The sequence below is a fragment of the Cupriavidus sp. YAF13 genome, assembly GCF_052113425.1.
Classification (GTDB): Bacteria; Pseudomonadota; Gammaproteobacteria; order Burkholderiales; family Burkholderiaceae; genus Cupriavidus.
In genome coordinates, this window is sequence record NZ_JBFRDD010000092.1 from 18,934 (window position 1) to 30,727 (window position 11,794).

Below are 11,794 nucleotides of genomic sequence, written 5' to 3' on the forward strand. Positions count from 1 at the left end.
GGCGTGATACTGGCAGCCGGTACGGAATAAGGTGAGCTAGCGCCCTTGCAAGCGCCCGCCCTCTCCCCCGGCCCCTTGTATGTCGGAAAATATGTCCTGGAAGCCTCAGATCGATGGCCCCATGCCCTCTCCCACAAGTGGGAGAGGGGAGCCAACCAGCGGCAAGATCAACCAACTGTGGTAGCCGTGTAAAGCGCCCGAAGGGCGGGAAAACACCCAAGCGCGATGCGAAGCGAGCCGTCAAGGTGTGCCAAGGCCGTATGGGGCGCCTCCGGATTCGGCGAAAAGGGCGGAAAAGAGGGACCCATGTCTGAGTATCGCCTTAAGGCGATGCGAGTTTGGGTCCCGGCCGCTCTTTTCGCCGAAGCCCGAGGGGGTAGTCGCCCCATCCGGCGCGCCTTTTTTGCCTACTTTTTTGGCAAGACAACAACAAGCTATAAAGCGCACGCGCATAACCCTCGGCATCGGCGGGCGCCTGCACCCACACACAGCGCGGATCGGCAGCCGCCTGAGCACCAACCCACGCCACTCGCGCGTCGGCGGGCAAATTGACCAACTGCGCAGGCAAATCTGCAGCAGAGCACAAACCCAACGGCGTATGCGGCGCATAGTGCGCCTTCAGCGTACCTGACGCGCGCGGCGCGGCAGCATCCGGCGGCAACGGCGTAACGCCCAGCACCTGCGCCATCATGGCCGGCGTGATGGCGCCCGGGCGCAGCAGCACCGGGCCAATGCCCTGCTCCAGCCGCGACAGATCCACGATGGTCGATTCGATGCCAACCTCAACGTCATCGCCTTCCAGCACGAAGACCGCGTCGCCAAACTCGTCGCGCACGTGCTGCGCCGTGGTCGGGCTGACCTGCCCAAACTTGTTCGCGGACGGCGCGGCAATGCCGCCGCGCCCACGCTTGAAGCGGCTCAGCAGCGCCTGCGCAACCGGATGCGACGGGCAGCGCAGGCCAATGTTGTCCTGGCCGCCGGCAACCGCCGCCGGGATATGCGCGGCGCGCTTGAGGATCAGCGTGAGCGGGCCGGGCCAGAAGGCGTCGATCAGGTCTTGCGCGGCCGGTGGCACATCGTCCACCCAGTAGCTGATGTCGCCGCCATCCACCACGTGCACGATGATCGGGTGATTGGACGGGCGCCCCTTGGCCGCGTAGATGCGGGCGATGGCCTCGGGGTTTTCCGCGTCGGCGCCCAGGCCGTAGACCGTCTCGGTCGGAAAGGCGACCAGCTCGCCGGCCTCCAGCAGTTGGACCGCTTGGTCAAGTTCGGCGGGCGTGGGCATGCGCGACATCGGGAATCTCTGGGGTGGCGTTACAGCGAAGCTACGGAGCTACAGAGCTACAGAGCTACAGAGCTACGAAAGCAGGAAAACGGAAAAGCCCGGCGCATGCGTCGGGCAAGCCATCAAGGCGCGATGTGCAGCGCCGTCAAGGCCGCGTCGAAGGCCCGCTCGGCATCGGTTGCCGCGCCGCCCACGCAATTCACGTGGCCCATCTTGCGCGAGGGGCGCGCATCGCTCTTGCCGTACAAGTGCAGCTTGGCGCCGGGTTGGGCCACGACTTCGTCCCAGGCCGGCGTGCGCTCCAGGCCGAATTCGAACCACACATCGCCCAGCAGGTTGAGCATCTTGCCGGCCGAATGCTGGCGCGTGCTGCCCAGCGGCAGGCGCGCCATGGCGCGCACCTGCTGCTCGAACTGGCTGGTCTCGCAGGCGTCCATGGTGATGTGGCCGGAGTTGTGCGGGCGCGGCGCCATTTCGTTGGCGACCAGCGAGCCATCGGTCAGCACGAAGAACTCGATGCACAGCACGCCCACATAGCCCATCTCGGTGGTGATGGTGGCGGCCGCGGCGCGGGCGCGCGCGGCGATCTCGTCGGAGACGCTGGTGGACGGCATCACCGTGGAGAACAGGATGCCGTCGCGGTGCACGTTTTCGGCGAGCGGCCAGGTGGCGGTGGTGCCGTCGGCAGCGCGCGCGGCCAGTACCGAAACCTCGTAGGCCAGCGGCAACATCTTTTCCAGCACACACGGCACGTGCTGCATGGCGCGCCACGCAGCGCGCACGTCTTCGCGGGTCCTGACGCGGGCCTGGCCCTTGCCGTCATACCCCATGCGCGCGGTCTTGAGGATGCCGGGCAGCAGGTCCTCGGGCACCTGGTCGACATCCGCGTCGTGCTGGATCACCCAGTGCGGCGCGGTGGGCACGCCGGTGCGCTCGGCGCAGGAAGCGAAGAACTTCTTCTCGCCGATGCGGTTCTGCGCGATCGACACGCAATAGCCGCGCGGCGCGACAAAGGCGCCGAGTTGCTCCAGCCGGTCGAGCGAGAGCGAGGGCACGTTCTCGAACTCGGTAGTCACCGCCGGGCACAGCTTGGCCATCTCGGCCAGCGCGGCTTCATCCGTATAGGCCGCGCAGATGTGCTTCTCGGCGATCGTGCCGGCCGGGCTGTCCTGGTCCGGATCGAGCACGCAAACCTTGTAGCCCATCGACTGCGCGGCATGGGTGAACATGCGGCCGAGCTGGCCGCCGCCCAGCATGCCTAGCCAGGCGCCGGGCAGCACCGGCGCGCTGGGATTGTCGATGCCGAACTCGGCACGCGACTCCGGCGTGTGGGCTTCGACCAGGTGGGGATGGATATCGGTTGGCATTGCGCGTCTTTCCGGATTCGGGGGCTTGGGGCTAGTCGGTGTGCGTGCGAATGTGCGTATTACACCGGCAGCGTCATGGCGCGGGCAGCTTCGGTCTGCTTGGCGCGGAACGCTTCCAGCGCGGCGGCCAGCGCGTCGTCGGTGGTGGCGAGCGTGGCGATGGCGTGCAGCGCGGCATTGGCGGCGCCCGCTTCGCCGATGGCGAAGGTGGCAACCGGCACGCCCTTGGGCATCTGCACGATCGACAGCAGCGAGTCCTCGCCACGCAGGTAGCGCGACGGCACCGGCACGCCGAACACCGGCACGATGGTCTTGGCGGCGATCATGCCGGGCAGGTGCGCGGCACCGCCGGCACCGGCGATGATGGCGCGCAGGCCGCGCTCGCGCGCGGTGGCGGCGTACTCGAACATGTCGTCGGCCATGCGGTGGGCGGAGACCACGCGCGCCTCGAAGGCCACGCCGAAATCCTTCAGCATGGCGACCGCGTTCTGCATCACGTCCCAGTCGGAACTGCTGCCCATCACAACGCCGACCAGCGGCTTGGCTGTATTGCTCACGTTAAGTCCTTAAAAATCTGTCTGGCGCTTGGGGACCGCGCCAACCTTCGTCCTGCGTTGGTTCGCTCCCCTCTCCCCCTGAGGGGAGCGGGAGTGACAGCCGTCGTCATTGCAGACGGCTTTGGCGCACCGGCCGGCTACGGCCAGCGCCGCCCAACATTACTGCAGTTCCTCGCCGGTCAGGCGCGTCAGCGCCTCGCGGTACTTGGCGGCGGTCTTCTCGATCACGTCGGCCGGCAGCGCGGGCGCCGGGGCGGTCTTGGGCCAGGGCTTGCCGTCGATGCGCACCGCTTCCAGCCAGTCGCGCACGAACTGCTTGTCGAAGGACGGCGGGTTGGTGCCGACTTCGTACGAATCCGCGGGCCAGAAGCGCGAGGAATCGGCGGTCAGCACTTCGTCCATCAGCGTCAGCGTGCCGTTCTCGTCCAGGCCGAACTCGAACTTGGTGTCGGCGATGATGATGCCGCGAGTGGCGGCGTAGTCGGCTGCTTCCTTGTACAGGCGGATCGAGATGTCGCGCATCTGGCGGGCCAGGTCGGCACCGATGCGCTCTTCCGTTTCCGCGAAGGAGATGTTCTCGTCGTGCTCGCCCATCTCGGCCTTGGCGGCCGGGGTGAAGATCGGCTCGGGCAGCTTCTGCGCGTTCTGCAGGCCGGCGGGCAACGCGATGCCGCACACGCTGCCGGTGGCCTGGTAGTCCTTCCAGCCGCTGCCGGCCAGGTAGCCGCGCACCACGGCTTCCACCAGGATCGGCTTGAGGCGCTTGACCACCACGGCGCGGCCTTGCACCTGCTCGACTTCGGCCGGGCTCACCACGGTCTCGGCGGCAACGCCGGTTTCGTGGTTCGGCACGATGTGAGCCAGCTTCTTGAACCAGAAGTTGGCCATCTGGTTGAGCACGCGGCCCTTGGCCGGGATCGGCTCGCCCAGGATGACGTCGAAGGCCGACAGGCGGTCGGTGGTGACGATCAGCAGCTTGTCGTCGCCGACGGCGTAGTTGTCGCGGACCTTGCCGTGGCCGAGCAGCGGCAGCGAAGTGATGGAGGACTGGTAGAGAGCGTTCGACATGGCGGTTCGGTGGTTCGGTGGTTCCGATGGGAGGCACTAACAGAATGATTCTGGCGCCGGGCCAGAACAACTGCTTCGCTTCATTTTGTTAGCGCTTTTCAGCGCCCCGGCGCCGGGGCCTGAAAAGCGTCGTCCCCGCGCCTGCCCGTTTGACGGGATCGGGGCGGGGACGGCACGGGGTCCTGCTTATTGCACGACCTGGGCGAGCTCGCCCGACTTGTACTTCTGCGCGATGGCGTCGAGCGAGACCGGCTTGATCTTGGCGGCCTGGCCTTCGCAGCCGAAGGCGACGTAGCGTGCCTTGCAAACCAGCTTGGCAGCTTCGCGGGCCGGCTTCAGGTATTCGCGCGGGTCGAACTTGCTCGGGTTCTCGGCAAAGAAGCGGCGGATCGCGCCGGTCATGGCAAGGCGGATATCGGTGTCGATATTGATCTTGCGCACGCCGTACTTGATGGCTTCCTGGATTTCCTCGACCGGCACGCCGTAGGTTTCCTTCATGTCGCCGCCGAACTGGCGGATTTCCGCGAGCAGTTCCTGCGGGACCGACGACGAGCCGTGCATCACCAGGTGGGTGTTGGGGATGCGGGCGTGGATTTCCTTGATGCGGTTGATCGCCAGGATATCGCCAGTGGGCTTGCGGGTGAACTTGTAAGCGCCATGCGAGGTGCCGATGGCGATTGCCAGGGCGTCCAGCTGGGTGGCCTTGACGAAGTCGGCAGCCTGCTCCGGGTCGGTCAGCAGCATGGAATGGTCCAGCTTGCCTTCGGCGCCGATGCCGTCTTCCTCGCCGGCTTCGCCGGTCTCGAGCGAGCCCAGGCAGCCAAGCTCGCCTTCCACGGTCACGCCGATGGCGTGCGAGAGCTGCACCACCTTGCGGGTCACTTCGATGTTGTACTCGTAGTCGGACGGGGTCTTGCCGTCTTCACGCAGCGAGCCATCCATCATCACCGAGGAGAAGCCCAGGTCGATCGCGGCCTGGCAGATCGCCGGCGACTGGCCGTGATCCTGGTGCATCACCACCGGGATATGCGGATAGGCTTCCACCGCGGCTTCGATCAGGTGACGCAGGAAGTGCTCGCCGGCGTACTTGCGTGCGCCTGCGGAGGCTTGCATGATCACCGGCGCATTGACTTCGTCGGCGGCCTGCATGATGGCCTGAACCTGTTCCAGGTTGTTCACGTTGAAGGCGGGCAGCGCGTAGCCGTTTTCGGCGGCGTGGTCGAGCAGCTGGCGCATCGATACGAGTGGCATGTCAAACTCCTAAAGAAAGAATGGGGTGTCTCGTTTAATGATTGATTGATCTGTTCGATCTGGTCGATCTGGTCGTTCTTTGCTTTCTTTGCTTTTCGCGTGAGACACCGTCTCAACGCGATTCATCCTGGGTGATCCTGTGCGCTCAAGCGCCGGCTGTCTGTCCGGCGCGGCGCCTATCAGGCGCCCACCCGGACAATCTTCAGCGTATTCGTGCCACCCGGCTGGCCCATCGGCTCGCCAATGGTCAGCACGATGAAGTCACCGCGCTGCACCACACCTTGCGACAGCAGCAGTTCTTCAGCCTGTTCCAGCGCGGTGTCGCGGTCGGCGCTGGCTTCCAGCGGCAGCGGCACTACGTTGCGGTACAGCTGCATCTTGCGCTGCGAGGCCAGGTTGGGCGTCATCGCGTAGATCGGCACATGGATGCGATGCCGGCTCATCCACAGCGCGGTGGCGCCGGAATCGGTCAGCGCGGCAATGGCCTTTACCTGCAAATGATAGGCGGTGAACAGTGCGCCCATGGCGATCGACTGGTCGATGCGGCCAAAGGTCTGGTTGAGGAAATCGGTGTCGAGCTGGACCACCTCGGATTTCTCGGCCTCCAGGCATACCACGGCCACAGTTTCCACCGTCTCCACCGGGTAGCTGCCGGCGGCGGTCTCGGCCGACAACATCACGGCGTCGGTGCCATCCAGCACGGCGTTGGCCACGTCCGACACCTCGGCGCGCGTGGGCACCGGGTTGACGATCATGCTCTCCATCATCTGGGTGGCGGTGATGGTCAGCTTGTTGGCTTCCCGCGCCAGCCGGATCATGCGCTTTTGCAGCGCCGGCACGGCCGCGTTGCCCACCTCCACGGCCAGGTCGCCGCGGGCCACCATGATGCCGTCGGAGGCTTGCAGGATTTCCTCGAGCACGCCCGGGCGGATGGCCTCGGCGCGCTCGATCTTGGCGATCATGCGGGCCTTGTGCTGGTGCGGCTGGCCGGCCACCGCGGCAAGCTGGCGGGCCATTTCCATGTCGGTGGCGTTCTTCGGGAAGCTCACCGCGACATAGTCCGCGCCCAGCGCCATGGCGGTCTTGATGTCGTCCATGTCCTTGGCGGTCAGCGCCGGCGCCGACAGCCCGCCGCCCTGGCGGTTGATGCCCTTGTTGTTGGACAGCTCGCCGCCGATCTTCACCTTGGTGAAGATCTCGTGGCCGATCACGCGTTCCACCACCAGCACGATCAAGCCGTCGTTGAGCAGCAGCAGGTCGCCCGGGCCGACGTCGCGCGGCAGGTCCTCGTAATCGAGGCCGGCGCGCTCCTGGTTGCCCAGGGTGCAGGTGGCGTCGAGGATGAAGGGCTCACCCGCCTTCAGCGTGATCTTGCCGTGCTCGAACTTGCCCACGCGGATCTTCGGGCCTTGCAGGTCGGCCATGATGGCGACTTCGCGGCCGCACGCCTTGGCCGCCTCGCGCACCAGGCGGGCGCGCTCGATGTGGTCTTCGGCCTTGCCGTGGGAGAAGTTCAGGCGCACCACGTCGACCCCGGCCGCGATCATGCGCGTCAGGATTTCCAGCGTGCTGGAAGCGGGGCCGATGGTAGCGACGATCTTGGTGGAACGGGTCATGAACTGATTTTCCTTATCGAGGGCCAGCGCAGGTAAGGCAGCGGCACACCGCAAGCAAACACGGCAGCCCGGCCATGCGCAACGGCATGGCTGGGCTGCCGCAGAAACAACTCGGCAAGATCGATCAGCCCGCGGCGCGCTGTTCCAGCACCTCGAACGCGGGCAGCGTCTTGCCCTCCAGGAATTCCAGGAAGGCGCCGCCGCCGGTGGAGATGTAGCCCACCTGGTCAGCGATGCCATATTTGGCGATGGCCGCCAGCGTGTCGCCGCCACCGGCGATCGAGAACGCCTTGGACTCGGCGATGGCTTGCGCCAGCACCTTGGTGCCATTGCTGAACTGGTCGAACTCGAACACGCCGACCGGGCCGTTCCACACGATGGTGCCGGCCAGCTTGAGCTGGTCCGCCAGCATCTGCGCGGTCTTTGGGCCGATGTCGAGGATCATGTCGTCGTCGGCCACGTCCTTCGCGTCCTTGACAGTGGCAACAGCGGTGGCGCTGAATGCCTTGGCGCACACCACGTCCACGGGGATGGGCACCGAGGCGCCGCGCGCGGCCATGAGATCGATGATGGTGCGCGCATCGGCCACCAGGTCAGCCTCGGCCAGCGACTTGCCGATCTTCAGGCCGGCAGCCAGCATGAAGGTATTGGCGATGCCGCCGCCGACGATCAGGTTGTCGACCTTGCCGGCCAGCGTCTTGAGGATGGTCAGCTTGGTGGATACCTTGGAGCCGGCAACGATTGCCACCAGCGGACGCGCCGGCTGGCCCAGGGCCTTGCCCAGCGCATCGATCTCGGCGGCCAGCAGCGGGCCGGCGCAGGCGATGGGGGCGTACTTGGCGATGCCGTGGGTGGTGGCTTCGGCGCGGTGCGCGGTGCCGAAGGCATCGTTCACGTAGACGTCGCACAGCTTGGCCATCTTCTGCGCCAGTTCGTCGCTGTTCTTCTTTTCGCCCTTGTTGACGCGGCAGTTTTCCAGCAGCACCACTTCGCCGGGCTTGACCGTGCTCACTTCGCCGTTGCCGTCGACCCAGTTCTGCACCAGCTTGACCGGCTTGCCGAGCAACTCGGCCAGGCGCGTGGCCACGGGCGCCAGCGAATCCTCGGGCTTGAACTCGCCTTCGGTCGGGCGGCCCAGGTGCGACGTCACCATCACGGCGGCGCCTGCCTGCAGGCAAGCCTCGATGGCCGGCACGGAGGCGCGGATGCGGGTATCTTCGGTGATTTGGCCGGCGTCATCCTGCGGCACGTTCAGGTCGGCGCGGATAAAAACCCGCTTGCCGGCAATTTTGCCTTGGGAGATGAGATCGGAAAGACGCAGGACAGAGGTCATGGCGGTGGCTGGAGAGCGAAAATCGGGGAAAATCGGCATTTTACCTGATCGCAAGGGCCATTTTGCGGGATTGCGCCCCGGATGCATCCACCAACGGGTGCTCCGTTCGCCACATGCGGCGAGCAGCGTGCCGCATCCTTGCAACGTACCCCCTGAATGTGGGGTGCGACAATTGCATTGCGTCTCGTACGCTGCTGCCAAAGCGCGCAACATATGCATAAGTTGGCACAAGATAAGCACGCAAGAACATAGCCAGAGGCCCGCCTCAGACGGGACCCAAGGCACTGGTGCCGGACGCGCTTACGGGAAGCGGCGTCGGCGCCACACGGCTAGCGCCGTTGTCGCGAAGGCAGGGGTAATCATGAACGAAGACATGCACCGGGCAATCCGTGGCTTGTATGAAGGGATTCTTGACGCGCAGGCCTGGCAGCAAAGCCTGCACACCTTGAGCAACATCGTAGGCAGCGCGCACGCATCGATGATCGTGCGCGACACCGATCGCGACCTGATGACGGTCAACGAGGTCGTGCGCCCGGTGCAGGAGCTGTTCAGCGCCTACGAGAAGGAATTCCACACGCTGGATCCGGGCAAGCTGTTTGCCCATAACCTCTCCCCCGGGGAGTGGTACATCGACGCGCGCGATTTCGGCGAAGGCGCGATGCAGCGCAGCCCCTTCTACCGGGAGTTCTTTCACCGCTTCGGCCTGTGCTCCTACGCAGCCTGCCTGGTCGAGCGAAAGCCCCACTACGAGGTGTATTTCGCGCTGCAGCGCTCGTTCTCCCAAGGCAATTTCACGCCGGCGGATGTCAGCGCGCTGGACTGGGCGCTGCCTCACATGCGCAGCGCCATAGCCATGCGCGACCGCACCATCGGGCTGTCGACGCTGGCGCAGCTGTCGGGGCGGATCCTGGAGCGCCTGTCGTTCGGCGTGATCGCCTTCTCGCCCGAGCGGCGCGTGCTGCTGAGCAATGGCATCGGCGAGCGCTGGGTGCGGCGGCTGGCCCCCGCCGGCAAGACCGGCGAGTGGCAATTGTCGCGCTCGCTGGCCGACATGGTGACTGCCGCCTGCGCGCCGCGCAGCACGGTACCGGCGCAGGCGGCAATCGCCCGCCACGGCAACGGCGCCTGCGCGCAGCTGATCGTGCTGCCGCTGCCGCCATCCCACCTCTTTGCGCTGCCCTGGCAGCAACCCGCCGCGCTGGTGGTGATCCATGAAGACGCGCAGGCGCCGGCGGAACTGCCGCAACTGCTGCGCGAAGTCTATGGACTGACGCCCGCCGAGATCCGCCTGGCAAGCCTGCTGGCCACCGGCATGGGCTTGCCCGAAGCCAGCGAGCGCCTGCACGTGCGCCACGAAACCGCGCGCAGCCAGCTCAAAGCGGTATTCCTCAAGACCGGCGCCAGCACGCAGGCCCGCCTGACGCGGATGCTGACCCAGCTGGGCACGGCGCTCGGCCCCGGGCCGCAGGGGCCGAGCGCCGCTGGCGACACGGCCTAGCGGATCATGCCTTCGGGGCCCGGCGCTCGCCCGGCCCCGGCTCAGCCAAGCAGCCGCATGGCGGTATAGACCGCCATGCCCGCCACGATCATGCCCACCATGCGCCGCGTCGCCAGGTAGAACACCAGCGCCACCGCGCCGGCCACCAGCTTGTAGTTGCTCGGGGCCAGCGTGAAATGGCCCTGCCAGGTCATCAGGTCGGGCAGGATGATGGCCGCCAGCGCCGCCGCCGGCGCGTAGCGCAACGCGCGCTGGATGCGGTCTGGCACCGTCACGCGCTCGCCCGCCATCAGGAACAGCGCACGCGTGACGATGGTCACCAGCGCCATGCCGACCAGCGCGATCCAGATCTCGAGATGGCTCATGCCCGGTCCTCTGCCACCGGAGCCGCCGGAGCCGCTGCCTGCGCGGGCGCATGCCCGGCCTTGCGGCGGCGGATGCCCCGCAAGGTCGCGCGGGCGGCCAGTTCGTCGCTGGCCATGCCCGCCGCGATCGCCCCCACCACCGCCGCCACCAGGCCGAGCCGGTAAGGCAGGTCGAAGCACAGCAGCGCCAGCGCGGAAGCCACCGCCACCGCCAGCAGCGTGGAGCGCGAGCGGATGGTCGTGACCATCACGGGAATCAGCGCCAGCGTGCCGGCCAGCCCCAGGCCCCAGCTGTCCGGGAACGCGCTGGCCAGCACGATGCCGATGATCGACGAGACCTGCCACATGGCGAAATTGGTCAGCGCCATGCCCCAGAAGTACCCTTCCTTGCCCGGCTCATGGCCTGGCGTGGCATAGCGCTGCATGAAGTAGACGAAATGCAGGTCGCCGTTGAACGACCCCAGCAGCGTGCGGCGCCACAGCGGCAGGTAGCTGAAATGCGGCTGCAGCCCCGCGCTGAAGATCACGAAGCGCAGGTTGACGATGGCGGCGGTCAGCCACACCGTCCACAACGGCAGGCCCGCCGCAAACAGCGGCAGCACGGACAACTGTGCCGAGCCCGCATAGACCAGCAAGGACATGCCGATCGCCTCGGGCACGTTCATCACCGACTTGCTCATGGCCACGCCCGTCACCAGGCCCCAGGAGAACACGGCAGGCAGGGACGGCGCGAAATAGCGCGCCCCCTCGATAAAGCCAGCCCGCTCGGCCGGGGCAAAACGATGCCAGGGACGCAGCAGGGCCTGGGGCGGTCGGAAGGTCATAGCTGAAGGCTGGGGGGATGGCAGCCGCAGGGGGGCGGCGAGCCCTTAGGGGGAATTGGGCATTATAGGGGGAGTGGGAGGGGGTGGTAAGTGGTTGCTTAACTTGTTGGAGGGGGGCTGGGCTGGGTTGGTTGGCTGGCGTTCTTGGTTGGTTTTGCTGCGGCGTTGGCTTTTGCACCCAAGGGCCATACGACATCCCCCTGCGGGGGCTGCCGGTCACTTTTCTTTGACCGGCAAAGAAAACTAACGAAAAGAAAGCCGCCCTGCCGGGAGCAGAGCAGTAAGGCTGTTCAGCCTCGGTGGTTCCGTCGTACGGCCCGGAGTGTTGGCCGGCGAATCCTACCGGCCCGAAGGACATCGCAACTGCATGACCTATGGGTTACGTCGTGCGGCCCCTGACCTCGCTTGCGGTGACCGTTCCCACATCTGCCGTTCGCGGGGTGAAGTGCTGCGCCGTTTCGGGTGTGGCTGGTTTCGTGGTTTTGTCTCGGAGGGCAAGCGCCGTGAGGTACGAGCACGGCCCCGCGAACCGGGCCACGGTGCCCACCACGAAACCAGAGGGGGGTGATAGCAAGGTGCCGCTCGCGCCGGTACGGCAGGGCATCAAATGGCCGGGCAGCCACCGCC

Annotated in this window: 10 protein-coding genes; 1 reads left to right on the top strand and 9 read right to left on the bottom strand. The window is 66.4% G+C overall.

What is annotated here, in order from left to right:
• Positions 1–322: 322 nt before the first annotated feature.
• From AB4061_RS38840 to AB4061_RS38870, 7 genes are all read right to left on the bottom strand, one after another.
• Complete coding sequence (locus AB4061_RS38840) at positions 323–1,297, bottom strand: L-threonylcarbamoyladenylate synthase (RefSeq protein WP_441641389.1); 975 nt, start codon at positions 1,295–1,297, stop codon at positions 323–325.
• 113 nt (positions 1,298–1,410) lie between these two features.
• Positions 1,411–2,655 (bottom strand): 5-(carboxyamino)imidazole ribonucleotide synthase, encoded by a 1,245-nt coding sequence (locus AB4061_RS38845; protein ID WP_441641390.1) that lies wholly within the window; start codon positions 2,653–2,655, stop codon positions 1,411–1,413.
• Between the two features lie 59 nt (positions 2,656–2,714).
• The gene (gene purE, locus AB4061_RS38850) at positions 2,715–3,212 is read right to left on the bottom strand and encodes a 5-(carboxyamino)imidazole ribonucleotide mutase (RefSeq protein WP_006158083.1); all 498 of its coding nucleotides are present in this window, start codon (positions 3,210–3,212) and stop codon (positions 2,715–2,717) included.
• Positions 3,213–3,371: 159 nt separating this feature from the next.
• Positions 3,372–4,280, bottom strand: coding sequence for a phosphoribosylaminoimidazolesuccinocarboxamide synthase (locus tag AB4061_RS38855; RefSeq protein WP_441641391.1), 909 nt, complete (start codon positions 4,278–4,280; stop codon positions 3,372–3,374).
• Between the two features lie 186 nt (positions 4,281–4,466).
• The gene (gene fba, locus AB4061_RS38860) at positions 4,467–5,531 is read right to left on the bottom strand and encodes a class II fructose-bisphosphate aldolase (protein ID WP_150992695.1); all 1,065 of its coding nucleotides are present in this window, start codon (positions 5,529–5,531) and stop codon (positions 4,467–4,469) included.
• A gap of 179 nt (positions 5,532–5,710) precedes the next feature.
• Entirely contained in the window at positions 5,711–7,147 is a 1,437-nt protein-coding gene (gene pyk / locus AB4061_RS38865; RefSeq protein WP_441641392.1) for a pyruvate kinase, read from the bottom strand.
• 124 nt (positions 7,148–7,271) lie between these two features.
• Entirely contained in the window at positions 7,272–8,480 is a 1,209-nt protein-coding gene (locus tag AB4061_RS38870; protein WP_441641393.1) for a phosphoglycerate kinase, read from the bottom strand.
• 361 nt (positions 8,481–8,841) lie between these two features.
• On the opposite strand from AB4061_RS38870, the gene AB4061_RS38875 reads away from it, so the two are divergent.
• On the top strand, positions 8,842–9,978 hold the full coding sequence (locus tag AB4061_RS38875; RefSeq protein ID WP_441641394.1) for a helix-turn-helix transcriptional regulator: 1,137 nt from the start codon (positions 8,842–8,844) through the stop codon (positions 9,976–9,978).
• A 41-nt stretch (positions 9,979–10,019) separates the two neighbouring features.
• Here AB4061_RS38875 and AB4061_RS38880 read toward each other — a convergent pair whose 3' ends face one another.
• The gene (locus tag AB4061_RS38880) at positions 10,020–10,343 is read right to left on the bottom strand and encodes an AzlD domain-containing protein (protein WP_441641395.1); all 324 of its coding nucleotides are present in this window, start codon (positions 10,341–10,343) and stop codon (positions 10,020–10,022) included.
• Entirely contained in the window at positions 10,340–11,167 is an 828-nt protein-coding gene (locus AB4061_RS38885; protein ID WP_441641396.1) for an AzlC family ABC transporter permease, read from the bottom strand. Before AB4061_RS38885 ends, AB4061_RS38880 begins: the two co-directional genes overlap by 4 nt.
• Positions 11,168–11,794: the final 627 nt, after the last annotated feature.

Coding starts and splice junctions, on each gene's coding strand:
- AB4061_RS38840 (WP_441641389.1), bottom strand. CDS start 1,297: ATGTCGCGCATGCCCACGCCCGCCGAACTTGACCAAGCGGTCCAACTG.
- AB4061_RS38845 (WP_441641390.1), bottom strand. CDS start 2,655: ATGCCAACCGATATCCATCCCCACCTGGTCGAAGCCCACACGCCGGAG.
- AB4061_RS38855 (WP_441641391.1), bottom strand. CDS start 4,280: ATGTCGAACGCTCTCTACCAGTCCTCCATCACTTCGCTGCCGCTGCTC.
- fba (WP_150992695.1), bottom strand. CDS start 5,531: ATGCCACTCGTATCGATGCGCCAGCTGCTCGACCACGCCGCCGAAAAC.
- pyk (WP_441641392.1), bottom strand. CDS start 7,147: ATGACCCGTTCCACCAAGATCGTCGCTACCATCGGCCCCGCTTCCAGC.
- AB4061_RS38870 (WP_441641393.1), bottom strand. CDS start 8,480: ATGACCTCTGTCCTGCGTCTTTCCGATCTCATCTCCCAAGGCAAAATT.
- AB4061_RS38875 (WP_441641394.1), top strand. CDS start 8,842: ATGAACGAAGACATGCACCGGGCAATCCGTGGCTTGTATGAAGGGATT.
- AB4061_RS38880 (WP_441641395.1), bottom strand. CDS start 10,343: ATGAGCCATCTCGAGATCTGGATCGCGCTGGTCGGCATGGCGCTGGTG.
- AB4061_RS38885 (WP_441641396.1), bottom strand. CDS start 11,167: ATGACCTTCCGACCGCCCCAGGCCCTGCTGCGTCCCTGGCATCGTTTT.